The organism is Halosimplex salinum (genome assembly GCF_003730195.1).
GTDB lineage: Archaea > Halobacteriota > Halobacteria > Halobacteriales > Haloarculaceae > Halosimplex > Halosimplex salinum.
Window position 1 is genome coordinate 217156 of sequence record NZ_QWGG01000004.1, and the last position, 25081, is coordinate 242236.

The window sequence follows — 25081 nt, forward strand, 5'->3', positions numbered from 1 at the left end:
TCAGCAATGCGGGTCGAGGTCGAGGGTCCCCGCTCTGATCGCTTCGACGAACTCCCAGGGGTAGTAGTGGGTCCACCCGTCGACGTGCGAGCGGTCGATATCGTCGACGACGACGTACTCCGTCGTGTTCTCGCGGAGGTCTGCGAGCAGTCGGAGGCGCTCCTCGCGCGTGGGCAGCATCCCCGAGTCGACGTACGGGGCGGCCGCCGCGAACATCGAGCGCAGTCCCGGGTATCCGTGGAGGCGCCACTCGACGAGCATCATCCCCGCGAGGAGGCGCGAGCGGACCCGACTGTCGCCGAGTTCGGCGAGCAGTTCCGGGACGCCGGGGACGCCCGCTTCGTAGCGCAGTCGCTGGTTGCCGATCGCCCACACTTCGACCGCGTCCTGGTCGTCGAAGGCGCGGAGCCACGCCAGCGGGACCGCCTCGCGGTCGGCCGGCGGGTTGACGTCGACGGTGTCGTCGCGGTCGAACGCGAGGATCGTCGTCATCGATCGGATCGAACGCGGCGAACCGGTTAGTAACCCGACCGTGAACCCGAGTAACGACTTCATTCGTCGACCGAAACTCCGGCGGCGTCCAGTCAACAAAACTACACGAAGAAGCGGACAGGGGCCGACCGGGTCCGCGGAGGGATCGCGTCGCGGGCTCACTCGTCGTCTGGCTCGGGTGACCGGCGCTCGCGGCGGTCGTCGGAACTCCGAATCGCGACCCCGTCGGTGTCGTTGTCGATGTAGAACACCGCGAACGGAGACCCGCTCGCCCGTCGTTCTCGGCCGACGCCGTCGACGGGACGGGACGGTGGTTCCGGCGCTCGGGAGTCCGGGTCCGCCGACTCGCAGTCGCAGGGACAGTCGTCCGGCGGCCGTGGCGGGTTCCGAGAACACTCGACGCGCCGTGCGAGCCACGAGGCGCCGCGGACGGCCACTCGCGAGGCCGCCGCGACGACGAGTCCGGTCACGGCCGCGGCCACGAGCCACTCGCGGCCGCGATAGAGCGCCCACAGAGCGACGACGAGGAGCATCTGTCGGAACCGGCCGGGCCCCGAAACCGCACGCAGTAACGCGCAGATCAGCGCGTCCGGGCCCAGCGCGAGACTTCGAACCCCACCGCGGTTCGGATCCGTGTCGCATCCGTTGGTTCGTACAGTCATCGTTTGTGGAGGGACGTCGGTCGCGGCTCGCCCGTCGGATCGGGCGAGTGCGCTGCCCCTCTAGAACTGGTAACGTCCCACAAATGCAAAGTATTAAGAACTGAACGTCGTTCACGCCGTGATTATCGGTCGCTCTGGGATCCGATACCGACGGACGGAGCGCCGTTCGTCCGCCGGAGAAGCGCCGCGGCGTGTGAACGGTGCTCTGTCCGCCGTCGAACGACGATTCGGACCGAACTGCTCGTTCGGCTCTCCTTACGGCCCGGCATCGAGAACTCCGAACCCGCCCGCGCTCCGTGAAATCGACTCCTTACCGGGCGCACCATCGAGACGTGACGTATAGATCACAGATAACAATACACATGTCATCCGAACTATCACTCGGAGACAACGCCGGCGGGCGGTCGGTCGCGCCGCCACGGGTGGGGCGAGCGGTCGTCCGGCGGGAGAATTGCAATGTACGTGGGCATAGACCACTCGACGACGGGTATCAAGGTCGCGGGCGTCGGCGACGACGGCGAACTGACGACCGCGTTTCGGATAGACCGTCGAAACGTCGATACGGCGGAGTCCGTGCTGGAAAAATTGGACGAGCGCATCGGCCTCTCGGAGGTCTCGCTCGCGACGATCACGTACGCGTTCGGGGACGCGATCGCGACGGTCGAGGGGATCGAGCAGGTCCCGAACAGAGGCGTCACCGACCTCGTGGGGCTGGACTACGGCACCGGCGCCGGGGCGACCGTCTTCGACCGGCTCCGCGACTCCGACGTCCCGGCGGTGGTCCTCCCCGGCGTCCACCGCGGGCTCGACACGCTCCACGAGTTCTTCAGGCACTACTCGACGCTGGCCGGGGCGGACAAGGTCGCTTCCATCCGGTACGCGCTGGAACGGTTCGCCAGCGAGTTCGGGCACTCGGGCACCTTCATCTGGGTGTGTGCGAGCTCCTCGTGCATGGCGGGGCTCGTCTGTGACGGGCGGCTGAAGGGCTTCTTCCACTGGGTCGGCCCGGTGCACGGCTGGCCCGACCCGGAGGCGATCCGCCGCGGCGTCGAGTCGGACTTCGAGAACGTGTTCATGCAGTGCGGACTCGTCCCGCGACGGGGCGACGACCTCACCGAGGTCCACGACATCTCCGACCCGGACCTCCTCGAGAGCGTGTACTGGTCGGCGATACAGAACGTCTACGCGCTGTACCCGTTCGCCCGCGAACTGGGCGCCGACGGCCTCGACGCCGTCGTCCTGAGCGGTCGACTGATGCGGCGCGAACAGCCGTTCCCCCTCGGTCGACGGGTGTACGAGAGCTGTCTCGACCTCGCCCCGGTCCGGTTCGCGGAACCGTACACCTCGGCGCAGGGGGCGGCACTGGTCGCGAAGGACGTGGCGACGGGAGCCGACCACGTCCTCGGGATCCCGGTCGGGGACGTTCCGGTCGACGGCGGACAGTAGCCACGCGGGCGGTCAGATCTCGGACGTGCCCGCCGCCGAGACGAGGTCGTCGAAACACGCCTCGGCCCAGGCCAGCGCGTCGTCCGTGTCGTTGACGATGACGCCCCGGAGGGCTCCCCCCTCGTCTCCCACGGGGACGGCGACGACGTCGTCGCCGACGAGGAGTCCGAACAGTTCCGTCCTCGTCGTCTCGTACACCGTCGTGTGGTCCGCGTCCGTCAGGTCCGCGAACCGGTCCGGGTAGTTGCGCTCCAGCGTCTCGACGACGTCGCTCGTGAACACGAGCGTCGCGGGCATCTCCGCCTCGACGACGAGCGCGTAGAAGGCGTCGACGTACGAGGGAAGGACGGTGCTCGAGTACCCCCGTATCTCCGTCGCGTCGGCGGCGGCGTCGACGACGTCCAGGAACGGCTCCTGGGGAGCGTGCTCTTTCGCCCGATGGGCGGTCGCTCCCTCCAGCAGTTGCATGTCGACCGGCGAATCCCGGGGGAGGACCGACAGCACGTCCCGCAGTTCGGTGAGCGTCGCGAGCGTCGCCCGGGTCCGCGTGAACTCCCGACACAGTAGTTCGCCGAAGTTCGTCAGTTCGTGTGTCGTCCCGTACGACCGCAGGACGCCCAGCTCCTCCAGCTCCCGGAACGAGCGGTCGACGGTCGGTCGCGAACACTCCACCTCTCGCTCGATGGCGCCCTTGTCGAGCGTCCCCGCACAGACCAGACCGAGCAGATCGGCCCGCCGGTTATAGATATCGAGAACGTCAGAGACCGTTTCACCCATCAGTACTAGCTAGTTTTATCGTCAGCAAGTAAAAACTACCGACCCATATTAATAAATTAATTACACTACGGAGACCGGTCCGGGTCGCGTCCGCTCGCGGGTCCCGACCCGGGGTCGGGACCCGCGAGAATGGCCGTGCGATCCCCGTTCCGGCGCTATCGATACTGAATTCGCCCGGTCCGAGCGGTCGCGGAGGGATGTAGCGGGTGAGCGAACGGGCCCGGAGCGGCCGCTGGGAGTCGCTGCACGGAGCGAATCGTCTCGGGCGGGCGTGCCAACACTCATGGCACATCGGTCAGACACCTCGGTATGACCGAAACTCATCGGACCGTCCAGATCGGCTGTGGCAGTCGCGGCCAGACCCACGCCCGCGCGCTCCACGACAGCGACCGCTTCGACGTCGTGGCCGTCTGCGACCTCGACGAGCGCGCCGCACGGGAGACCGCCGACGCCTTCGACGTCCCGTCGGTGTACACGGACCTCGACGACGCGCTCGACACCGAGGAGCCGACCCACGTCACGCTCGTTACCCCTGCGACGATCCGACGCGAGGTGATCGCCGACGTACTCGCCCACGACCCCGATTCGCTCCTCTTCGAGAAGCCCGTGGCGACGACCCACGAGGAGGTCGCGGCCGTCGCGGACCTCGTCGCCGAGACGGACGCCCGCGTCACGGTGTGTCACCAGCACGTCTACGGCGAGGAGATCCGGACGCTCGGCGAGTGGATCGACGCGGGGAGACTCGGCGACGTGGAGCGGTTGACCGGCTCTACGAAGGGCGGCCTCTACGAGCACGGGACGCACTTCCTCCACAAGCTGAACTGGCTGCTCGGCGCCGAGCCGGAGTCGGTCAGGGCCCACGCCGAGTGGGGCGACCACCCCTTCGACGACTGGCACGCCGAGGTCGAACCGACCGACGCGCTGGTAGAACTCGCGTACCCCGACGACGTGCGGGCGACGCTGCATCTCGGCCCGGACGCGCCGGGCGTGCCCGCCCAGGCCGACACCTTCTGGCTGGAGTACCGCCTCGACGTCGTCGGTACCGACGGTCACGGCCAGTTCGTCCTCGGGAGTCACGCCAGCGCCCGCTTCGGCGATGACGGTCACGACCGGGTCGACGTCGACGGGTTCGACCCCGACGGGAAATCGACGGGTCGACTGTACGAGATCCTCGCGGAGTGTCTGTCTGGCGAGCGCGACGACCATCCCTCGGACTTCTCGAGCGCGCTCGCCGTCCACCGGGTCGTCGAGGCGGCGCTCCGGTCGGCCGACGAAGACAGGGCGGTCGCGGTCGACGAGATCGAGTGAGCGGCCGGCGGCCGCCCGACCACCGACGGCACCTCGTCCGTCTACCTTTATGACGACTGACCGAGACGACTCGGTAGATGGTTCCCCGCACACCCCTCTCCAGGCGGCAGGTACTCGCGGCCGGCGGTTCGGCCGCGGCCCTCCTCACCGGCGGTGCGCTGGCGCGCCGTCTCCTCCCGACGGCCGCCGGGTCCGCGGTCGCCGACTGGCCGATGGCCGGCCGCGACCCCGCAGGGACGGCGTTCGCACCCGAGGCCGACCCACCGGCCGACGGCGTCGAGGTCCGCTGGCGCCAGCCGCTGGCGACCGGTGGCGAGTTCCGGCCCGGGCCGGTCGTGGCGGACGGCGTCGTCTACGCCGCCGGGACCGACGTGTACGCCGTGTCGGCGAGCGACGGCGAACCGCTGGCGCGGTTCGACCGGACGACGGACACCGCGCCGGCGGTCGCGTCGGCGCGCGCGTACCGCACCCGGACCGCGGCAGTCCACGAATCGCCGCCGTTCGACCCGCATCGCCTCGCAGGTCACCACGGTCGGGGCGGCGACTCGGTCGCTGGCGTCCGGGTCGGCGAAACGCGGTGGACCGCGACCGCCGAGCGCGACGTCGACAGCTACGGTGCGGTCCACTACGGCGGGGGCGCTCGGCCGCCCCCGGTCGCGGTGGACTGGACGCTCCTGACGTTCTTCCGCGGGACGCTGGCGGCCGTCGACGCCAGTAGCGGCGCGGTCCGATGGGCGAGCGAGAAGCCGTTCACGGGCGTTCGACCCGCGGTTCGCGAGGGCGTCGCCTACGTTCCCGGCCCGGACGGCGGAGTCCTGGCCTTCGACGTCGAGCGCGGTGACCGGACCCGGTTCCGACCGGGGTCGCCCTCGGCGGACCGCCCCTCGTCGCTCGTGGCGACGCCGGACCGACTGCTCGTGACGGGCGACGACTGGATCCGCTCGCTGGACGGTGAGGGCCGCGTCGAATGGGAGTCGACGTTCGACGCCTCCGGCTCGGTGCCGGTCGGACCGATAGCCGTGGCGAACGGGTCCGTGTACGCTCGGCGCCCGACGGCCTCGGGACCCCGGTTGTGTTCGCTGGACGCGACCGACGGGTCGGTCCAGTGGGTGAGCGACGACGGTTCCGGGGACGCCGACGCGTTCCTGCCTGCCGTCGCCGACGAGACGGTGTACGTCCCGGTCGCCGAGAGCGGGATCGCGGGCGTCGACGCCGCCGACGGGACGGTCCGGTGGCGGTTCGACCCCGGCGACGGGGGGTCCTCGCCGGCCGCGCTCGCCGGCGACGCGCTGTACGTGGTCACGGACGAACACCTGTACGCGCTGGAGGAGCCGTGAGCCACGAGGACCGCGACCCGACGAGCGAAAGCAGGTTCCCGACCGCGGCCGACGCTCGCCGGGGCGACGAGTCGCGACTCACCGCGATCCGACTGCTTCGGGACGGGGTCACGGACTTGCGCCGGACCCCGAGCGTCCTCCTCGCGATGGTGCTCGCCGGACTGGCCGTCGCCGTCGTCGACTGGGTTCGGCTGGTCGACCCCGCCCCGGTGACGGAGTTCGTCGGTCTCACCGGCGGTCGCGTGACGATACACTACGGCGTGATGGTGACCGTCGTCTCGGGCACCTCGACACCGCTCTCGGCGCTCGCCGGCCTCAGACCGGCGTGGCTCGCCTGGGTCGTCGGGCTGGAACTGCTCCGCAACGGCGCGCTCGTCCTCGCGGGCGTCTACGGGTTCGCGACGCTCCTCGACGTGGACGCGACGGCGAGCGCGACGCTCCGGTACGCCGGAGTCTTCGGTGTCTTCGCCGCGCTACGAGCGTTCTTCCCCACCTACAGCGTCGGCCTCGTTGCCGGCGTACTGTTCATCGCGCTCTTCCTCTTCGTCGTCGTCCGCCTCGTCGCCCTCCCGGCCCTGCTCGTCACCGGCGCGTCGGTGAGCGCGGCCGTCGGTCGGAGCTGGCGGCTCGCGGCGGGACACGGGTGGTCGCTGCTCGGCGTCGTCGCGGTCGTCGGTCTCGCGAGCTTCGGGGCGGCGAGCGTCCCCGTCGCGGGGCCAGTCCTCGCGAGTATCGTCACGGCGCTGCAGGTCGCCGTCGTGGCGGCGTTCGTCCGTCGGGCGAACGGCGGCGGCTCCGCGACGCGGCGCTGACCCGCCGCGCTCCGGACCACTTACGTTCGAACCCGGAGAACGGAGGCACATGCAGGAGACTCGCGCGCGGATCCTCGACGCACTCACGGAGGGACCGGTCGCGGGGCCGGAACTGGCCGAGCGACTGGACGTCTCGCGGGCGGCCGTCTGGAAACACGTCGAGGCGCTCCGCGAGGAGGGGTTCGGTATCGCGAGCAGCGGCGAGGGGTACGCGCTCGTCGAGTTCCCCGAGTTCGGCGGCGCGACCGTCGAGTACGACATGGACGCGCCCTTCGACGTGGAGTTCCACGACTCCGTCCCGAGCACGAACGCCCGCGCCCGGGAACTCGCACAGGAGGGCGGCGACGACGTGGTCGTCCTCGCGGACGAACAGACCGGCGGCCGGGGCCGACTCGACCGGGAGTGGACCTCGCCGAGCGGCGGGATCTGGCTGAGCATCGTCGTCCGCCCCGACGTTCCCCCGACCCACGCGCCCGCCTACACGCTGGCCGCGGCGGTCGCCGTCACCCGCGTCGCCCGCGAAGCCGGCGCGGACGCGCGGATCAAGTGGCCGAACGACGTCGTCGTGAGCGGAGCGAGCGACAGCAAGTCAGCGCCGCGCTCCGACGACATCGAGCGGAAACTCGCGGGGATACTGACGGAGATGGAGGGCGAGGCGGACCGGGTCTCGTGGGTCGTCGTCGGCGTGGGAATCAACGCCAACGTCGACCCGGACGAACTGCCGAGCGAGGCGAACCCGGCGACGCTGTCGACCGAGGTCGGCTACGTCAACCGGCGGCTGTTCACCCAGCGCGTCCTCGAGGAGTTCGACGCTCTCCGCGAGGACCTGGAGTCGGTCGTGCCCGCCTGGCGCGAGTACGCGACGACGCTCGGCAAGCGGGTCCGGGTCGACACCCCCGGCGGCGAAGTCGTCGGCGAAGCGGTCGACGTCGAGTTCCCCGGCGCCCTCGTCGTCGACACCGGGGACGAGCGCGTCACCGTCACTGCCGGCGACTGCGAACACCTGCGACCCGTCGAGAGGTGACCGCTCCGGCGGCGGACAGATTCCCGTCCGTCAGGAGCTCTCGGGGCTCGATACCGCGTCGGGGTCGGCCTCGACGACCTCCTCGGTGTCGGCGACGGCCGTCCCGCTGACCGGGACCGTGACGACCGGCACCGCGGACTTGCGGACGACGCGTTCGGCGACGCTCCCCAGGAGGAGTCGGTCGATCCCGCCGCGGCCGTGGGTCCCCATCACGACGGTGTCGACCGGTTGTTCTCGCGTGTAGCGGACGATCTCCGTGCTCGGTGTCCCCTCGACCGTCACGGTCTCGACGGGCACGTCCGCCGGTGCCATCCGTTCCACCTGTTCGAGCGCCGTTTCGCCCTCGGATTCGAGCACCTGCCTGACCCCCTCCCACGACGTCTCCATCGGCAGCCCCGTGAAACTCGTCGCGTCGACTACGTACAGCGCCCGGATGGTCGCGTCGTGAACGCGCGCCAGCTCCCCGGCGTGGTCGATCACCCGTTCCACCCCCGCTGACCCGTCTGTCGGAAGCAAGATCGTCTCGTACAGTCCCATGCGCACAGATAACACACCACGCGGGATAACTGTTCGCTCCGCGCTGGCCAGAATCGGACAGGTAGCCCGCAAGGAACCGGCGAGCGGACGGGACACCGCTCCAGACAGAGTCGTTCCGCCGGCAGTCGCGGATCGGAGACGGCGACCGGCCGACGCTGTCGCAGTCGGGCCTCAGGCTTCGGGCGGCGTCGTCAGACTTCCGTCGGCGTCGTCGTGGACCTGTACAGTCAGGCGTCGCGGCTCGGTACGGTCAGGCGTCGTCGACGACGCGGGCTCTGAGGACGCCGTTGTTGACGGTCACGTCGTCGAGTGTCCACGAGCCGTCGTCGAGCGACGCCGTCGCAAGCGTCGCGCCCTCGCGGTCGACGGTGAGGGAGTCGTCGGCGACGGCCACCGTCACGTCCGACGGGTCGGTGACGTCGCTGTCGACGAGGTCGACCGTGACCGCCTGACCGTCGTCGGTCGCGTCGACGCGGACCGGGCGGTCTTCGGCCTGCTCGTCCGCTGCGTCGCGACGCTTCGAGGGGTCGCTCCGGCGGCCAGCCGGTCCACCGGGGTTCCGACGGCTCGACACGTCGCTGTCGACCTCGAAGCGGGGGCGCCCGCGCCGGCCCTCGGCGTCCGGGTCGAGACCGGAGCTGACCGAACAGCTGAATTCGATCCGGGTCGGTCCGTCGCCGAACTGGCCGCGCTCGGCGGGGTCGCCGTCCTCGGCCGCCCGGCGCATGGCCTCGAAGAACTCCTCGAAGAGGTCGAAGACGTTCTCGTCGCGGTTGTTGTCAGTCACTGTAGCCTGGGTTGGGACCGTACCGTCATGTCCCTTTTGGCGATTCGTGTCAGCACACATTGCAGTACGGCAGCGGTCGCGGTCGAGCGTCGCAGTGCGGGGCGGCCCCGCTCAGGCCGATGCCATGTTCCGGCAGGACTCGGCGCACTCGCGGAGCACCTCGGCACAGACCTGACAGTGGTCGGCGTCGTGCTGTTCGCACTCGTCGGCGCACTCCTCGCAGGCGTCGGCACAGGCCTCGGCGAGCTGGCCGCTTCGGCTCGACCCGCGCGCCATGAACCGCGCGTGGAGCGACGTGAGGTCGGCCACGTCGCGACAGAGACGGGCGCACTGCTCCATCTCCGCGTCGCCGAGACACTCGTCGGCGCACCACTCGGACACTTCGGCGGCCTCGTTACAGTTCTCGATACAGTCTCGCTGGTCGTCGCTCAGCCGGTCGATCTTGGAGACGGTTTCTGAGAGTGACATCGCACCCGTCGTAGGGGCAGCGCACCGTTCAGACACCGGCCTGTATCTCCAAGCCGTCAGGACTCGACGTGGTCTGTCAGGACTCGGCGTGGTACACCTCGGAGACGTCCGCGACGCCGGCCCGACGGACGACGGCGCGGACGAGGTCCTTCGCGCCGGTGAGGTTGTCCGAGTCGCCGTCGAGGACGAGCAGGTCGGCGTCGCGACCGGGCTCGACGAGGCCGCAGTTCAGGCCGGCGATATCGGCGCCGTTGACGGTCGCCATCCGCAGGACTTCGCGGGCGCTCACGTCGGCGATCTTCGCGGTGAACTCCATCTCGCGGAACATCGACGGGGAGTTGAGGAAGACGTTGTCCGTCCCGAGCGCGACGGTCGTCCGCTCCAGCAGGTCGGCGACGGGCGGGAATCCCACGTCCGTCACGAGGTTCGAACGCGGGCAGACGACGACCGGCGTCCCGCTGTCCTCGACGCGGTCGAGGTGGAGTTCCTCGGCGTGGACCATGTGGACGAGGAAGTCGGGGTCCAGGTCGAGCGCCGGGTTGATGTCGGAGGCGTCGACCTCGCCGGCGTGGATGCCGAACAGTTTGTCCGCGCGGGCGGTCGCGTTGCGCTCGTAGGAGAAGTCGGCGTCGTTGGCTCCGCTCGCGCCGAACCCGTCGCTCGCTTCCATCGCGTCGACCGTCTCGCGCCCGAGGAGGACGGAGTCGATGGCGAGCCCGTGGATGGCCTGTTCGAACGCCTCGACGCCCTCGACGCCGCCCTCGCGGAACTCGATGCAGGCGGCGGTCCCCGAGTCGGCCATGAACTGCAGGGAGCGCCGCATCGCCTCGACCTTCTCTTTCCTGCTGGCCTGACGGAGCAGTCGGTGTTTGAGGCCGTCGGGCGGCGCGACGAGTTCTTCGAGCGAGAGGCCGCCACCGGCCTCCTTGGCGATGGAGTCGCCGATGTGGGTGTGCGCGTTGACGAACGAAGGCAGGATGATGTCGTCGCTGTGAGTCGGGTCTTCCTCGATAGCGGTGATCTCACCGTCCTCGACGACGACGCGGCCCTCGACCGGTTCGAAGTCCGGGCCGCGCAGGACAGTGCCGTCGAACGTCGTGGAGTCGGCCATGACAGGGAGACTCTGTGGGCGTCAGTTAAAGTCATCGAGCGTCGCGTGGACACCGGGGCGCACGTCGCGGACGAGCGTGTCCTCGAGGTCGATGCCGAGCGCGCGGATCGCGGCGTTGCCGACCCGCTCGGCGGTCTCGGCGGGCGCGTACACGCCGAGGCGCCACTGGTCGCGCTGGGCCGCCCGGAGCGCGTTCACCAGCGTCGACTGCTCGCTCAGCCGTCGCACCTCGCCGTTGACGAGGACGCGACTGCTCGACTCCTTCATCGACGGCCGGCCCGGCACGTCGAGGATCACGGCGTCGGGGTCGACGTTGGCCTCGTCGGCGACCAGCTGTTCGTACTCGTGGACCTGGTCGTGGTCGGCGTCGAGCAGGGAGTCTGGGACGGCCGCCATCTCCGCCCAGACCGCCCGCTTGTACAGGTCACGGCGGTCGAGCCGGTGGGCGTAGGCGGCGGTCGCCTCGCACTGACGGAGCGCGACCCGGAGCCCGTAGTCGTCCATCCGGCGGAGTTCGCTCGCGTCGATGTCGGTGTGGACGAGCAGCCGTTCGGTCCCGCGGCGGAGCATCGCCTTCGCGATGCGGGCGACGTGGTGGCTGTAGACAGTCGGATTCATCAGCGCCCGGGCCAGCAGGAGGCTCTCGGCCGTCTGGACGTTCCCCTCGTCGAGGACGAGGTCGCCGTCGACGAAACACAGCGAGCGCACGAGGCGCTCGGCGTCGATAGTGCCGTAGGGGACGCCGGTGTGGTGGGCGTCCCTGACCAGGTAGTCCATCCGGTCCACGTCGAGTTCGCCCGAGACGATCTGTCCCACCTCCCCGTCGCCGGCGACGAGGTCCGCGATCGCGTCGGGGTTCAGCCCGTGGTCGCTCAGCACGCGTGCGACCGGGCCGGAGCCGATCAGGTCGTGAACGTCGTCGTGGTACTTGCCCGTGTGCCGGTGGATGATGTCCTCGACGTTGTGGCTATAGGGGGCGTGACCCACGTCGTGGAGCATCGCGGCGGCGCGGACGCGCTCGGCCCGCCGCCCTTCGATACCGAGATGTGAGAGCGCCTCGTCCGCGAGGTGGTAGACCCCCAGCGAGTGCTCGAACCGGGTGTGATTAGCCGAGGGGTAGACGAACGTGACGGTCCCGAGCTGTTTGATCCGTCGGAGCCGCTGGACGGGCGGCGTGTCGAGCAGGTCCGCCGCACAGCCCTCGACCGCGATGTGGTCGTGGACGCTGTCCTTGATCGTCGTCATTGGGTCGAACTTGCACGTCTCTCGACATAAGGGTCCGCATCGACCCGCGACACGGGCGGCCGAGTCTCGGACCGGTCGACGCCGGTCAGGAGAAGACCGCGAACAGGTCGTGCAGTTCGTCCTCGCTGGCGTTGCCGACCTGGACGGGTTCGCGGGGCTGTCGACCGGACTCCGCGACGGTTTCGATGGCCCGTCCGGGGTCGTAGCCGCGGTCGTGAGCGAGCCACGCCGCGAGCACCTGCCCGGTCCGGCCCATCCCGTCGAGACAGTGGACGACGACCCGCTCGTCGGCCGCGACGGCGTCGTCGAGGAAGGGTAGTATCTCGCGTTCGAGGAGGGCAGGGCCGACGAGTTGCCCGTCCGGCACGGGCGCGTGGAGCACGCGGTCCTCGCCGAACACGTCGGCGTACGCCGCGACGTCGCAGTCGTCGGGCGGCTGGCCGCCGGGGAGGAGAGAGACGACGCGCTCGACGTCGTTCGCGCGCACGACGGCGATCCAGTCTTCGAGGGCCTCGCGCTGGTCGGCCGCGCTGTGCCAGCCGGGGCTACAGGCACCGTAGACGTGTTCCTCGTCGGATGCAGCGGGGGCGAGTCGGTGTGCCGGCGCACCCGACTCTCGGTTGTGAACGTCTGGCATCGGATCCTGGTCGTATCACTCGACCACCCCTCTTCAGTGTAGAGGGCTGATTCTCACGTCTGACAATGGTAGGGGCGCTCACGGAGCGAGTTTCGCCCGCCAGGCACAGCCGCTCGGACGTGCCGCCAGAGATACTGGACAGCGAGACGTTCAGAACCACGAACATTTATAGGCGAGAGCGAGCCAGTCGCACCTACGAGCATGTCGAGGGGGAGACAGGGGGGCCTCGCGACGGCGGCGAGTCTCGCGCTCGTCGTGAGCGCGATGCTGTCGGGGGTACCCGTCGGAGAAGCGATTGCAGCGGGTGACAACGACGCGCCGCTGGCGGACGCTGGGCTGGACCAGACCGTCAGTGCCAACACGACCGTGCATCTGGACGCGACCGGCTCTCGCGACCCAGACGGGGAGATCCGTACCTACGCGTGGCGCCTGGAACAACCGGACGGCAACTACACGGCGCCGGCCTGCCAGACCTGCGGCCGGACGTCGTTCGTCGCCACCCAGACCGGGACGTACAACGCGACGATCACCGTCACCGACGACGAAGGCGCGACCCGGACGGATACGCTCCACGTCCACGTCGAACCGTCTGACGGACCAGCGGTGTCGCTGACTGGCCCTGAAGACGTCGTCGAGGGACGCTTCGCCGACTATTCGGCGAGCGTTTCCGCCGGTGCGACGGAACTGGCCGCGGTCGTCTGGCGCGTCGACGGCCAGTTCGAGAATCGGACGGCCGTCGCCGGCGAGAGCGCGACGACCAACCACTCGCAGGTGTTCACCAGCGAGGGAACCGTCACCATCACCGTGACCGCGGTCGACCGCCTCGGCCGCCAGCGCACGGCACAGACGAACGTCACCGTGCGTACTCCTTCGACGGTCGGCAGTAGTGGGAGTGCTGGCGCTTCCAGCGGCGGCGAGTCGTGTTCGCAGTACACCCGCGACGACGACAGGTACTGCGACAACGACCGGATGACCGTCGACAGCAACGGGATAACCATTTCCGACGCCGATAACGACGACAGCGTCGAGTGGGCCGGCGTGACGCTCGACGAAGAGTTCGCTGCGAACAACGACGGTGTCGAGTACGACTCGACCGACGGCGTCGCCGAATTCGAGAGTCGAGAAGCGTACAAAGAAGCGCTAGAGGTCGACACTGTGAACGTTGACCCGAATGCTGACGTAAACGACAATGACAGCTTGAGAAACGACATACTCCGAGATTTCGATTTGGATATGATGTCGGGTAGCTCGAACGACACTCCCAGTGGGGACGAAGGAGTGGGCCTCCCCAACCTCTTGGACATTGCTGGAACCGGTGGTTACGATACCGGAGGAAGCGATGACAGTGGAGACGATAGGAGCGAAAGTGACGAAACTAACACAAACACCCAGAGCGGTCGTGTCCCTCCCACTAGTGGATCCTCTGGTACGGGGTTCTGAGCATCAACGGAGACAGTACGAATGCACATTAAGAAACCATGCGCAAACGGTCGGGCAGTCAGTAGTGTCGTTGTCCTCGTAGCCGTGATCGTTCTCGTTTCGAGTATCGTCGCCGCATCTGTCGTTCTCTTTGGGGTGGATATCACACCGAGTGAGTCTCGAACAGGCCCTGAGACAACCGCCCAGACGAAACATCCGGTTTCGACAGTTGTTCCCACGTCGGTCGAGACGAGCACTCACACAGCAACGATAGCAGTTCCAACTCCGAGCCCGACAGTATCACCCACGGCGACCGCGACCCCAACGCCAACTCCAACTTCGGTCCCAACGGAGTCACCGACGCCGACCCCAACTGCGACTCCAGAAGAGAGTCCGAACGACGAATTTGACCACTTTGTCAGTGTGGTGCTCGGGGAGGCGGGAGTGGACGCTGACGTACCGGTTAGACTTCGAGGGTGGACTGCTTTGAAAGGCGATGTAATGTTCCTCGCAGTCAATCTGACTGCGAGATCGGAGGACGATGTCCGTCGCGCCAAGGAAGTGAACACACTCGTCACGTCCGGGTACGCACAAGCAGTCGCCCACTACGACAATGGGAAGGTCGATGGGGAGATTCCGAAGAAACTTCGGATTGCTGAGGTGAACAATACCGACGCTCCACCGAAGACGCTTCACGTGAACACGTCACTGGCTCGTGAGTACTACACTGGACAGATCGAGCCGACAGAGTTCACCGAGCAGTACTGGGACACCGAGCGAAATCAGACGGCAAAAGAGAAACGATTCACTCGAAGACTGGACAAGAGGGCAGGGAACGGCACAATACATCCTGAGAAGTGATACTGATCGATGACAGGTACGATTAGTAAGAATGGGTCGTCCTCGTAAAATACTCTCTACTAAACGGGCAAGATCCACCGTCGCTCTAAACTTGCTTTGTGGTGCTGGAACTGCCTTCCTTCTGGGATCGGGCGGAGGGTTTGATTGGCAACATTCGGAAGCGAATACAACACAGACAGTCACCAAATCAGGTAGTGAACGAACTCCGACGGCAAGACCTACAAAAGGAACTCATCGCACATCTACCTTGACTCGAACGCGAACAACGACACGAACTCCGGCACCCACGGCAACTTCGGCCCCAACGCAAACACTGACTGCTGCGGCAACTCCGACGCCAACAGCAACGCCAACACCGACGCCTACGACACCAGGTCTGTATGCGAACGAGAGGTACAGTGAATTCGTAGCTACAGTCTACGGTGAAGCAGAAGTGGACACCGAACTACCGCTGAGAATTCGCGGGTATTCAGTTGTTGAAGGTGGTGTACTCGTGATCGCGATGAATCTAACTGCGCGTTCAGAAGACGACGTGAACCGTTCGAGGGAGGTGAATACACTCGTTACGAGCGGATACGGGCAGGCAGTTGCCCACCACGATAACGGGAATATCGGTGGAAAAATACCGACGCGATTACGCATCGCCGAAGTGAACAATACCGGCGTACCTCCCCGTATCTCCTATGTAAATACACTCATAATTCGTGAATATTACACTAATCAAATAGACAGTGTCGAATTCACAGAACGGGTCTGGGACACTGCCCGAAACATGACTGGGGAGGAAATGAACTTTACCAGAAATCTGGATAGAGACGCCGGAAACGTGACGATACGTCCCAAATATGCGGATTAAACTCTAATTCGGCACCGTTCTACTCTGGGCACCCTCCAAATCCGATAACCTCCCTCCTCGAGATCGCGTACATAGGACGGACGTTCCGACTCCCCTGTCATTCCTCCTGCTAAAATATTCTTTAGATAACATATTTTTCCATGCGGTCCCGACAATCTGTCGATGACGCCGGAAGACTTCGGTCTCCGTGAGGAGCCGCGGCGACACGAACTATCGCACGACCACTTCGGACAGTCGGACGCGGTCGACGCGCCGATGTTCGACACCGGGACGACTATCGTGGCCGTCACCGCGGAAGACGGCGTAGTGATGGCCGCCGACCAGCGGATGAGCCTCGGCGGGCGGTTCACGGCCAACAAGAACGCCCGGAAGATCTCGCGGGTGCACCCTCGCGCGGCGTTCGCGATCTCCGGGTCTGTCGGGCCGGCACAGGACGTGGTCCGCTCGCTCCGGGCGGAGGCCAGCCTCTACGAGTCCCGCCGAGACGAACCGATGAGTATGGCGGCGGTGTCCCAGACCGCGGGGCACCTCGTGCGTGGGCTACCGGTCGCGCCGATCCTCGGCGGTGTCGACGACGAGGGCGGGCACGTCTACGAACTCGACGGCGGCGGGAGCGTGATGGCGGACGCCTACGCGGCCGGTGGGAGCGGGATGCAGGTCGCTTACGGTGTGCTCGAACGCCGCTTCGAGCCCGGCGCGGCGCTGGCCGACGCGACCGACGCCGCAGTCGCCGCCGTCGACGCCGCGTGCGAGCGCGATACTGCCAGCGGAAACGGCGTGACCGTCGCGACGATCACGGACGCGGGGGTCGAGATCGAGGCGGTCGACGACGCCAGCGAGGCGACCGCTACCGAAGGCCGCGACGCGGCGGGCGACTCCGGGGAGGTGGCCTGATGCAGTCGAGCGACCAGCAGGCGTACGACCGCGGCGTGACGGTCTTCTCGCCCGACGGGCGACTGTATCAGGTCGAGTACGCACGCGAAGCGGTCAAGCGCGGCAGTCCCGCGGTGGGCGTCGCGGCGGCGGACGCGGTCGTCTTCGCCGCGCACGGCCGGCCGCGGTCGCCGCTGATGGAGCCCGACAGCATCGAGAAGGTCCACGACCTCGACGGCCGCCTCGGGGTCGCCTCCGCGGGGCACGTCGCGGACGCGCGGCGACTGGTCGACTACGGCCGACAGTTCGCACAGCGCGAACGTCTGCGCTACGGCGAAGCGCCGGCCGTGGAACCGGTCGCGAAAGCGGTGGCCGACCAGATCCAGGAGTCGACGCAGTCCGGCGGGACGCGACCGTTCGGTGCAGCGCTCCTCGTCGGCGGCGTCGTCGACGACGGGCCCCATCTCTACGAGATCGACCCCTCCGGGACGCCGGCCGAGTGGCGCGCGACCGCCGTCGGTGACGGGAGCGAAGCGATCCGGAGTCACCTCGAAGCCGAGTACGCGACGGGACTCGACGCAGACGCCGGTCTCTCGCTGGCGCTGTCGGCGCTCGAAGAGGGGGCTGACGAGGAACTCACCGCCTTGGAGGTCGACGTGGCAGTGCTGGACGAGAGTGGGTTCGAAGCGTTCGACCGCGACCGCCGGGCGACTGCGCTCGACGACGCCGACCTCTCCGCTGCGTCGTGAGTGGCGGAGGCGGGGCAGAGGCGATGGCTGGGCCGGCGATTACGCGCTCGCCCCGGAATCGCGCCGGCTCCGGTCCGAGGCGCTCTCTGACGTGTGATCTTCGCCCACGTCGACGCGCCGGTGGTCGACAACCGTTCCGTCGCGGGCGACGTACAGGCGGAGGTCCTCGCCGTCGAGTCGCGTGCTGACGAGGACGCACCACGGGTCCCGGGAGACGACGCGCTCGCGCCACTCGCTCCCCACGTTCCAGATGGGTCGCTCGCGCACGTCGCGAGCGTGATCGTGGTAGAACGCGACGACCGCCGGGTGGTCGAGCAGGGTGAGCGCGACGGGGCAGCGCAGGTCCGCACCGCAGGCCTCGCACTCGAAGACAGTCCGGGCGGGGACGTGTTCCGTCCCCGTTTCCTGTGGGTCTGACGGCGCGGTCGCGTCTCTGTCGGCGACCGCTTCGACCGTCGTCGAGACCGTGCCGGCGCAGTCGGGACAGACGCCGTCGCCGAACGACGCGATGCGTCGGCGGTGGTGTGCGTCGAGCGCCTCGGGGAGGTCGTCGGCGTCGTGGCTGGCGTAGCCGCCGGCCGGGAACGAGAGTTGCAAGAGCGGCGCGTCGCAGTTCTCGCAGTCGATCTCGGTGACGTTGTCGACGACGGTGGCGACGAGAGCGACGTCACCGCAGAACGGGCAGTCATCGTCGAGTTCGATCGGGTCGCGGTCGACGCTCGCGGTGTAGGTTCCCGCCCGGAGGGCCCGGGCGACCGACCGTCCCGCGTCGGTCAGTTCGTATCGCTCGTCCTCGCGCTGGCGCACGAACCCGTCGGTGAGCTGGCGGAGGTGGTACGCGAACCCCGCCGAGGTGTCCTCGTCCGTCGCGTCGAACAGCGCCGAGAAGGTGCGCGGCGTCTCGTCGGCGATGGCCCGGACGATTTCGAGCCGAGTCTCACCGCCCAGCGCTCCGAACGCGTCGCTCGGCGGCAAACCGTCGGGTTCCGGGACCGATGCGGCTGCTGGCTCGCCCTCGGACTCGTCGGTCACCGTCTCGTCCTCGCGCCGCTCGGCCGTCATGTCACGCTACTGCGTGCCACGGCGGTTTGAACCTGTCGTCCGTGGCGATCTCTGCGGGGTGACCGGGTGTGCAGAAATCCTGGAACAGGCACCGGCCTTATTACTACCGGGCGGAAAGGTGAGGTATGCTCGCGGACGAGTTCGGTCGGGAAGTGAGCGGCGTGCGGGTCTCGCTGACCGATCGGTGCAACTTCGACTGCGTCTACTGTCACAACGAGGGGCTGGGTGACACCCGCGGCCCCATGGCGCCCCGCGAGCACGAGATGAGCACCGACGACGTGGTCCGCTTCCTGCAGGTCGTCTCCGAATTCGGCGTCGACTCGGTGAAGTTCACCGGCGGCGAACCGCTCCTGCGCGAGGACGTCGAGGAGATCGTCCGCCGTTCCCCCGACGAGATGGAGGTCTCCCTGACCACGAACGGGACGATGTTGCCGGGTCGGGCCGGGGACCTCGTGGACGCCGGTCTCGAACGCGTCAACATCTCACAGGACGCGCTCGACCGTGAGACGTTCAAGGAGGTCACGCAGGCAGGCGCCTACGACGCCGTGATGGACGGGGTCGACGCCGCGCTGGAGGCGGGGCTGGCGCCGGTCAAGTTGAACATGGTCGTCTTCGAGCAGACCGCCGGGTACGTCCCGGAGATGGTCGAGCACGTCGCCGAGAACGACGGCCTGCGCCTCCAGCTCATCGAGTATATGCCGGAGATCGCGGGCCACCCCGAGTGGGCCATCGACATCGAGCGCGTCCACGACTGGCTCGAAGAACAGGCCGATCACGTCGAGCGCCGGGAGATGCACGACCGCAGACGCTACTGGGTGACTCCCGACGGCACAGATCTCGACTGGGACGCCGTCGTCGACGACGGGACGGTCGACGAATCCGAGGCGGGCATGGTCGAGATCGTCGATCCGGTGGAGAACCCGACCTTCTGCGCGAACTGTCACCGCGTGCGCGTCACGCACGAGGGCTACCTGAAAGGCTGTCTCAACCGGAACGACGACCTGCGACCGATGGGTGAGATGACTCGCGGCGAGATCCGCGAGACCTTCCGCGAGACGGTCGCGAATCGCGTCCCCTTCTACGGCGAGTACATGGTGAAAGAAGACGGCGAGTGGGTCGTCAACGACGAGTACCTCGACGACTCACCGGCCGGCGACGCGTCCTCGACCGTCGACGAGACGCCGGCACAGACCGACGATTGACGCCGGACGCCGAACTGCCGACGGAGGCCGAACGTTCTGCGGACGCGGGTTCACCAGTCGGCGACGCCTCTCGCGTCCAGATACTGTCGGGTCGGCCCGCCGACGACCACGTCCGCAGCCTGGAGGTCCTCGACCGTCCGGGAGCCGGTGACGAACATCGCCGTCTCCAGTTCCGCGACCAGGTCCTCGGCCACCTCCACGACTGCGTCGGTCCCCCGGCCGGCGGGCCGGAGGAACGGCTTGGCGAGTCCGCCGGCGGTCGCACCGAGCGCGACGGCCTTCGCGACGTCCAGCCCCGAACGGACGCCGCCGCTGGCGACGACGGTGTCGTGGACGTCGAGACATTCGAGGGTGCTCGCGACCGTCGGGATGCCCCACTGGCGGAACCGCTCGCCGAGGCGCTCTCCCTGGCGCTCGTCGCGGGCGGCGGCGCGGTAGGCCTCGACGCCGGACCACGTTGTGCCGCCCTTTCCGGCCACGTCGATGGCATCGACGCCGGCAGCGGCGAGCTTTCGGGCCGTTCCCCGGGAGAACCCGTTGCCGGTCTCCTTGACGATCACCGGGACCGACAGCCCGTCGCACACGCGCTCGATGGCGTCGAGACAGCCGCGGGCGTCGACGTCGCCTTCGGGCTGGACGGCCTCCTGCAGGAAGTTGCAGTGGACGGCGACGGCGTCGGCGTCGATCATCTCGACCGCGCGCTCGACGCCCGCGACGCCGTACTCCTCCAGCTGCGCGGCGCCGATGTTGCCGTAGACGAAGGCGGTCGGTGCGGCCTCCCGGACGACCGAGTAGGACTCGACGGTCTCCTCGTCTTCGAGCCCCGCGCGCTGGCTGCCGACGCCCATCGCGATGCCGACCTCCTCGGCGGCCGCGGCGAGCGCCCGGTTGATCTTCGTCGTGTTGGGGTGGCCGCCGGTCATGCTCTCGATCACGATGGGCGCGTCGAGTTCGTGCCCGAGGAAGTCGACGCTCGGGTCGACGGCCTCTCTGTCGATCTCCGGCAGGGCCTCGTGGACGAGCGAGACGTCCGCGAAGCCCGTCCCCGGTTCCTCGACGTCTTCTTCGTTTACGATCCTGACGTGGTCGTCCTTCCTGTCGACCGTCTCGTCCGATCCCGTCATCTGTTGCCCGCAGTACCGACGGCCATACCTTACAACTACCTCTTCCCGGCCAGGGACGCGTGTCGGTCCCGCGAAAATCAATCGTGGCGCGCGCTGGAGCGCGCTTTCATGCGCGCGACGAAGTCGTGCGAGGGATGAGTAACGCAGGAGCGAAGCGACGAGTAACGCAATCGGCTGGGGAGGTGTGTGGCCGTCTGCGGTGGCGTGCGGTGCTGTCTTCCGTGCTGCCCCTGGTGGACTGAAAGGGCGAGGCGCGCGTGGCGCGACCGTAGGGAGCGCCACGGCTAGCCGAACGGCGACCGACGGGAGCCGTGAGGCGCGCTCGCGTTCAGTTCAGTCGCCTGAGCGGCCGCTATACGCGCGAGTGCGGCGTAGTGCGGTTGTTCGAGCGCGGATATGCCGCTCAGTGACCGCGAGAGCGAGGCGCGAGCGAAGCGAGCGCCTCGACATGTGAACGGGGAGCGAAGCGACCCGTGAGCGAGCGGGCCGAGGGCTTTCAGCGCTTGCTACCGACGGCAGTCGAAACCGGTCCTCGGATTCGTCACTCTAATTCGTCGAGCGTCTTCGCGACGATTTCGTCCACGTCGGTCGTCCCGTAGCGCTTCCGAGACACGTCGCGCATCGTCCCGCCGGAATCACGCCACTCGTCGGCCGACCAGAACCGTACGTCCTGCGCGTCGGAGCCGGCCTCCAGTACCCCATCGGTCGCGTCGCGGTGGACGGCGTACTCGAAACCGACCATGTGTTTGCCCTCGGCGACCCACGTCCCGCGGCCGGCGACCAGCGTCAACTCGCGCCGGTCGACCGAGAGGCCGGTTTCCTCTTCGAGTTCGCGCGCGGCCGCGCGATCGGGACCCTCTCCCCAGTCGACGTGCCCGGCGGGAGTGCCCCACTGCCCCGCATCCTCGCCGACGCCCCGCTGGATGAGCAGGACGCGCTCGCCGTCGACGACGGTGACGCTCACGCCGGGCGTCGGGCTGTGAAAGACGTACTGGTCGCAGTCCTCGCAGAAATACGCCCCGGGCGAGAGGTCGGCGTCGGCGAGTTCGCTCCCGCAGTACCCGCAGAAATCGGGCTCGTAGTTCGTCATCGCTTGCCGGTCGAACGGGTCCGTGTTAACGGCTGCGACGAATCGATCGTGACGGTGCCGGCCGCTCGGTCACGGTCGCCGGAACGTGTAGGCGACGCCACCGGCCTCGCCCTCGGCCCGGAGTTCGCCGGCGTCGTGGTCGAAGACGAGGCGGTCGGGCGCCCCGGCGAACTCGTGGAGGGGCATACCGGTCTCGATTCGGCCGTCCGGGCGGACCGTGACGTGGGTGACGCCGCGGAAGTCGGCGACCAGCGACCCGTCCTCGCGCTCGGTGACCGCGTCGGCGCCGGCGAAGCGTTCGAGGTTCCGGCGGACGGCCTCGCGGTCGGTCGGATCGACGACCGTGGGGTCCTGTCCGGTCATGTCGGTACGTCGGCCCGGACGAACAAAGCGGTGGCGTCGACGCGGGCGGGACGGGGTGACCACTCGGTGACGACCGGGGCCATGTGACTGAGTGGCGCGAGGGGTCCACTTCGTGATATTTAAATAGGGGCCGGGAGGTAATTCAGGTACGCTCGTGCAGGGACGTCGGGTCCCGAGTCCCGCAGGTGACTCGTCGGAGTCACGCCATGTGAGGGCGCCAGTATACAACCAGCACGCGGCAAGTGCGTGTCGTGGTAGCCAAGCCTGGCCCAAGGCGCAGGGTTGCTAACTCTGTGGCGTACAGCCTCCGGGGTTCGAATCCCCGCCACGACGCTCACACCCGAATCACAGACATATGAGTGCAGAAGACCAAGACCCGGACGAAGCGGAAGACGAAGAGGATATCCGTTATTTCGTCCGCATCGGCCAGACCGACCTCGACGGCACGAAGTCCGTCGAGCGGTCGCTAACCGACATGAACGGTATCGGCCATCGCGCGGCCCGCATCATCGCCGAGGAGGCCGGCATCGACCGCCGTGCCGTCTTCGGCAAACTCGAAGAGGACGACATCGACGAGATCGTCGACCTGGTCGAGGGCTTCGCCGAGGAGGCGCCCGAGTGGCTCACGAACCACCGGAACGACTTCTTCGCAGGCGAGACCACCCACGAGACCGGGACCGACCTCGACATGACTCGTCGACAGGACATCAACCGCATGAAGATGATCGACTCCTACAAGGGGTCGCGTCACAAGCGCGGACAGAAGGTCCGCGGACAGCGGACGAAGTCCACCGGTCGCTCCGAAGGCACCATCGGCGTCAACGTCGAGGCCATCAAAGAGGAGCAGGCCGAAGCGGCAGAAGCAGAAGGGGATGAAGAGTAATGGCACTCGGTAGCAACACCAAGTTCTACGAGACGCCCAACCACCCCTACCAGGGCGAACGCATCAGCGAGGAGTCCGGCCTCACCGGCCAGTACGGCCTCAAGAACAAGGAGGAGCTCTGGCGCGCCCAGTCCGAACTGCGCGCCTACCGCCGCGAGGCGCGGAAGCTCCTCGGGCAGACCGACGCCGCCGGCGCCGAGAAGGAGACCGAGGAGTTCCTCGCTCGCCTCAAGCGCATCGGCGTCCTCGACGAGACCGACTCGCTGGACGACATCCTGTCGCTCGACGTGACGGACATCCTCGAACGGCGACTCCAGACGGTCGTCTACCGGAAGGGGCTGGCCAACACGACGAGTCAGGCCCGCCAGTTCGTCTCCCACGGCCACGTCACGGTCGAGGGGCGACGCGTGACCCGTCCGTCGAAGAAGGTCGACGTCACGGAAGAGGGGTCCGTCGAGTTCGACGACAACAGTCCGCTGACGGACGAACTCCACCCCGAACGCGCGGAGGACCAATAACATGAGCGAGACACAGGAAGACAAGTGGGGCGTCGCCCACGTGCACGCATCGTTCAACAACACGATCATCACGATCACCGACGAGACGGGAGCGGAGACGCTCGCCAAGTCGTCGGGTGGGACGGTCGTCAAGCAGAACCGTGACGAAGCGTCGCCCTACGCCGCCATGCAGATGGCGGAGGTCGTCGCCGAGAAGGCGAAGGCACAGGGCGTCGAGGGCGTTCACGTCCGCGTGCGCGGTCCCGGTGGCAACCAGCAGACCAACCCCGGACCGGGCGCGCAGGCGACCATCCGAGCGCTGGCGCGAGCCGGCCTGGAGATCGGTCGCATCGAGGACGTCACCCCGATCCCGCACGACGGCACCCGCGGTCCCAAGAACGCAGGATTCTAACAATGCAGGATTACGAGGTCGAGTTCGTCGAACGCGGCGACCGCGAGGCGCGGTTCCTCGTGCGCGGGATCACCCCCGCGTTCGCCAACGGCATCCGCCGCGCGATGATCGCGGACGTGCCGACGTTCTCCATCGACCAGCTGCGCGTCGTGGAGAACTCCAGCGTGATGTTCGACGAGCAGATCGGACTCCGACTCGGGCTGGTCCCGCTGACCACGCCCGAGGGCGAGTTCGAGATCGGCGACGAAGTCACGCTCGCGCTCGACGTCGAGGGACCGAGTCGCGAGGAGACGACGGAGACGGTGACCGCCTACTCGGGCGACATCGTCAGCAGCGACGAGCTGGTCCGGCCCGCCGACGACAACATCCCGATCATCGACCTCAAGGCCGGTCAGCGACTCGAAGTCGAGGCCGACGCGGTGCTCGACCACGGTCGCGAACACGCCAAACACCAGGGCGGCGTGGCCGTCGGCTACCGGCACCTCCAGCAGGTCGAGGTGGTCGGCGACAAAGGCGAGTTCGCCGACGACGAGCCCCACATCCTGCGTGGGGTCATCGAGGACGACGGCGAACTGATCGCCACGGACGAGTTCGACAACGACCTGACCGAGCGCTACCCCGACAAGGAACTGGCAGTCGAGGACGTCCCGAACGCCTTCGTCTTCCACGTCGAGACCGACGGCTCGATGACGGTCGAGGACCTCGTCGTCCGGGCGGTCGACTCGCTGCGTGACCGTGCCGACGAACTGCGCGAATCGGTGCAACTGTAACGATGACACAGGCCCCCACAACCCACGTCGCTCGAAACTGGTCGCCGGTCGGCTCCGGCGGCGTCGAGCGACCCGCCCGTCCGGCTGGAAATGCGCGGACCACGGTTCGATCCGGTGCGACGAGCGCCGGGATCGAAAGCGGTTTGAGGGGGCCGACGAAACAGCAAACTGCGAGCAGGGATAGCCAAGTCAGGCCAACGGCGCAGCGTTCAGGGCGCTGTCCCGTAGGGGTCCGCAGGTTCAAATCCTGCTCCCTGCACTTTTCTAGGAGAAACGT

At 67.8% G+C, this 25081-nt stretch carries 28 protein-coding genes, 2 tRNA genes and 1 pseudogene; 18 read left to right on the plus strand and 13 right to left on the minus strand.

Features of this window, described 5'->3' with window-relative positions; all coding sequences use genetic code 11:
* Together D1409_RS12360 and D1409_RS12365 are read right to left on the minus strand one after the other, a co-directional pair.
* Window positions 1-492, minus strand: a complete 492-nt coding sequence (locus D1409_RS12360) for an adaptin protein (protein ID WP_164471663.1) — start codon at window positions 490-492, stop codon at window positions 1-3.
* A gap of 158 nt (window positions 493-650) precedes the next feature.
* Window positions 651-1025 carry a hypothetical protein gene (locus D1409_RS12365; protein ID WP_123537293.1) on the minus strand — a complete coding sequence of 125 codons (375 nt, stop codon included), beginning with the start codon at window positions 1023-1025 and terminating at the stop codon, window positions 651-653.
* Between the two features lie 585 nt (window positions 1026-1610).
* On the opposite strand from D1409_RS12365, the gene D1409_RS12370 reads away from it, so the two are divergent.
* A complete protein-coding gene (locus D1409_RS12370) occupies window positions 1611-2600 on the plus strand; it encodes a hypothetical protein (protein WP_123537294.1) in 990 nt (329 codons plus the stop codon).
* 12 nt (window positions 2601-2612) lie between these two features.
* Here the strand turns inward: D1409_RS12370 and D1409_RS12375 are convergent, their stop codons facing one another.
* Window positions 2613-3377: a helix-turn-helix transcriptional regulator gene (locus tag D1409_RS12375; protein ID WP_123537295.1), complete on the minus strand. Its 765-nt coding sequence runs from the start codon at window positions 3375-3377 to the stop codon at window positions 2613-2615.
* A 309-nt stretch (window positions 3378-3686) separates the two neighbouring features.
* Here D1409_RS12375 and D1409_RS12380 point away from each other — a divergent pair, with 309 nt between their 5' ends.
* From D1409_RS12380 to D1409_RS12395, 4 genes are all read left to right on the plus strand, one after another.
* Entirely contained in the window at window positions 3687-4685 is a 999-nt protein-coding gene (locus D1409_RS12380; RefSeq protein ID WP_123537296.1) for a Gfo/Idh/MocA family protein, read from the plus strand.
* A 77-nt stretch (window positions 4686-4762) separates the two neighbouring features.
* On the plus strand, window positions 4763-6022 hold the full coding sequence (locus D1409_RS12385) for an outer membrane protein assembly factor BamB family protein (RefSeq protein WP_123537297.1): 1260 nt from the start codon (window positions 4763-4765) through the stop codon (window positions 6020-6022).
* Window positions 6019-6834 (plus strand): hypothetical protein, encoded by an 816-nt coding sequence (locus D1409_RS12390; protein ID WP_123537298.1) that lies wholly within the window; start codon window positions 6019-6021, stop codon window positions 6832-6834. Before D1409_RS12385 ends, D1409_RS12390 begins: the two co-directional genes overlap by 4 nt.
* Window positions 6835-6883: 49 nt before the next feature.
* Window positions 6884-7858 carry a biotin--[acetyl-CoA-carboxylase] ligase gene (locus D1409_RS12395; protein ID WP_123537299.1) on the plus strand — a complete coding sequence of 325 codons (975 nt, stop codon included), beginning with the start codon at window positions 6884-6886 and terminating at the stop codon, window positions 7856-7858.
* 30 nt (window positions 7859-7888) lie between these two features.
* Here the strand turns inward: D1409_RS12395 and D1409_RS12400 are convergent, their stop codons facing one another.
* The 6 genes from D1409_RS12400 to D1409_RS12425 form a co-directional block, all read right to left on the minus strand.
* Window positions 7889-8389 carry a universal stress protein gene (locus D1409_RS12400; protein ID WP_123537629.1) on the minus strand — a complete coding sequence of 167 codons (501 nt, stop codon included), beginning with the start codon at window positions 8387-8389 and terminating at the stop codon, window positions 7889-7891.
* Window positions 8390-8645: 256 nt separating this feature from the next.
* Window positions 8646-9182: an alpha-crystallin domain-containing protein gene (locus D1409_RS12405; protein ID WP_123537300.1), complete on the minus strand. Its 537-nt coding sequence runs from the start codon at window positions 9180-9182 to the stop codon at window positions 8646-8648.
* Between the two features lie 111 nt (window positions 9183-9293).
* Window positions 9294-9650: a four-helix bundle copper-binding protein gene (locus D1409_RS12410; protein ID WP_123537301.1), complete on the minus strand. Its 357-nt coding sequence runs from the start codon at window positions 9648-9650 to the stop codon at window positions 9294-9296.
* Between the two features lie 76 nt (window positions 9651-9726).
* Window positions 9727-10761 (minus strand): amidohydrolase family protein, encoded by a 1035-nt coding sequence (locus tag D1409_RS12415; protein ID WP_123537302.1) that lies wholly within the window; start codon window positions 10759-10761, stop codon window positions 9727-9729.
* A 21-nt stretch (window positions 10762-10782) separates the two neighbouring features.
* On the minus strand, window positions 10783-12006 hold the full coding sequence (locus D1409_RS12420; RefSeq protein WP_123537303.1) for an HD domain-containing protein: 1224 nt from the start codon (window positions 12004-12006) through the stop codon (window positions 10783-10785).
* Between the two features lie 85 nt (window positions 12007-12091).
* Complete coding sequence (locus tag D1409_RS12425; RefSeq protein WP_123537304.1) at window positions 12092-12643, minus strand: protein-tyrosine phosphatase family protein; 552 nt, start codon at window positions 12641-12643, stop codon at window positions 12092-12094.
* 264 nt (window positions 12644-12907) lie between these two features.
* Between D1409_RS12425 and D1409_RS25740 the strand changes: the two are divergent.
* From D1409_RS25740 to D1409_RS12445, 6 genes and pseudogenes are all read left to right on the plus strand, one after another.
* Window positions 12908-13213, plus strand: a pseudogene (locus tag D1409_RS25740) (PKD domain-containing protein); the annotation flags it as partial.
* A 33-nt stretch (window positions 13214-13246) separates the two neighbouring features.
* Window positions 13247-14083, plus strand: coding sequence for a hypothetical protein (locus D1409_RS12430; RefSeq protein WP_164471665.1), 837 nt, complete (start codon window positions 13247-13249; stop codon window positions 14081-14083).
* A 21-nt stretch (window positions 14084-14104) separates the two neighbouring features.
* Window positions 14105-14923, plus strand: a complete 819-nt coding sequence (locus tag D1409_RS25230; protein ID WP_206425045.1) for a hypothetical protein — start codon at window positions 14105-14107, stop codon at window positions 14921-14923.
* 433 nt (window positions 14924-15356) lie between these two features.
* Window positions 15357-15779, plus strand: coding sequence for a hypothetical protein (locus tag D1409_RS24530; protein ID WP_164471666.1), 423 nt, complete (start codon window positions 15357-15359; stop codon window positions 15777-15779).
* A gap of 162 nt (window positions 15780-15941) precedes the next feature.
* On the plus strand, window positions 15942-16673 hold the full coding sequence (locus D1409_RS12440; RefSeq protein ID WP_123537307.1) for an Ntn hydrolase family protein: 732 nt from the start codon (window positions 15942-15944) through the stop codon (window positions 16671-16673).
* Entirely contained in the window at window positions 16673-17401 is a 729-nt protein-coding gene (locus D1409_RS12445) for an archaeal proteasome endopeptidase complex subunit alpha (RefSeq protein WP_123537308.1), read from the plus strand. Before D1409_RS12440 ends, D1409_RS12445 begins: the two co-directional genes overlap by 1 nt.
* A 39-nt stretch (window positions 17402-17440) precedes the next feature.
* On the opposite strand, the gene D1409_RS12450 is transcribed toward D1409_RS12445, so the two are convergent.
* Window positions 17441-18463, minus strand: coding sequence for an ArsR/SmtB family transcription factor (locus D1409_RS12450; protein ID WP_123537309.1), 1023 nt, complete (start codon window positions 18461-18463; stop codon window positions 17441-17443).
* A gap of 125 nt (window positions 18464-18588) precedes the next feature.
* Between D1409_RS12450 and moaA the strand changes: the two genes are divergently transcribed.
* Window positions 18589-19665: a GTP 3',8-cyclase MoaA gene (gene moaA / locus D1409_RS12455; RefSeq protein ID WP_123537310.1), complete on the plus strand. Its 1077-nt coding sequence runs from the start codon at window positions 18589-18591 to the stop codon at window positions 19663-19665.
* Between the two features lie 50 nt (window positions 19666-19715).
* On the opposite strand, the gene fni is transcribed toward moaA, so the two are convergent.
* The 3 genes from fni to D1409_RS12470 all read right to left on the minus strand — a co-directional run bounded on the left by fni (window position 19716) and on the right by D1409_RS12470 (window position 22242).
* Window positions 19716-20789, minus strand: coding sequence for a type 2 isopentenyl-diphosphate Delta-isomerase (fni, locus tag D1409_RS12460; RefSeq protein ID WP_123537311.1), 1074 nt, complete (start codon window positions 20787-20789; stop codon window positions 19716-19718).
* Window positions 20790-21330: 541 nt separating this feature from the next.
* A complete protein-coding gene (locus D1409_RS12465; RefSeq protein WP_123537312.1) occupies window positions 21331-21879 on the minus strand; it encodes an NUDIX domain-containing protein in 549 nt (182 codons plus the stop codon).
* 69 nt (window positions 21880-21948) lie between these two features.
* Window positions 21949-22242, minus strand: a complete 294-nt coding sequence (locus D1409_RS12470) for a hypothetical protein (protein ID WP_123537313.1) — start codon at window positions 22240-22242, stop codon at window positions 21949-21951.
* Window positions 22243-22490: 248 nt separating this feature from the next.
* Between D1409_RS12470 and D1409_RS12475 the strand changes: the two genes are divergently transcribed.
* From D1409_RS12475 to D1409_RS12500, 6 genes are all read left to right on the plus strand, one after another.
* Window positions 22491-22575 (plus strand) — tRNA-Ser (locus D1409_RS12475).
* Between the two features lie 22 nt (window positions 22576-22597).
* The gene (locus D1409_RS12480; RefSeq protein ID WP_123537314.1) at window positions 22598-23125 is read left to right on the plus strand and encodes a 30S ribosomal protein S13; all 528 of its coding nucleotides are present in this window, start codon (window positions 22598-22600) and stop codon (window positions 23123-23125) included.
* Window positions 23125-23643, plus strand: a complete 519-nt coding sequence (locus D1409_RS12485; RefSeq protein ID WP_123537315.1) for a 30S ribosomal protein S4 — start codon at window positions 23125-23127, stop codon at window positions 23641-23643. The genes D1409_RS12480 and D1409_RS12485 overlap by 1 nt, the downstream gene beginning before the upstream one ends.
* Before the next feature lies 1 nt (window position 23644).
* Window positions 23645-24034, plus strand: coding sequence for a 30S ribosomal protein S11 (locus D1409_RS12490; RefSeq protein ID WP_123537316.1), 390 nt, complete (start codon window positions 23645-23647; stop codon window positions 24032-24034).
* A gap of 2 nt (window positions 24035-24036) precedes the next feature.
* Complete coding sequence (locus D1409_RS12495) at window positions 24037-24804, plus strand: DNA-directed RNA polymerase subunit D (protein ID WP_123537317.1); 768 nt, start codon at window positions 24037-24039, stop codon at window positions 24802-24804.
* A gap of 174 nt (window positions 24805-24978) precedes the next feature.
* Window positions 24979-25063: transfer RNA gene (locus tag D1409_RS12500), tRNA-Leu, on the plus strand.
* The last annotated feature ends 18 nt before the right edge of the window (window positions 25064-25081 follow it).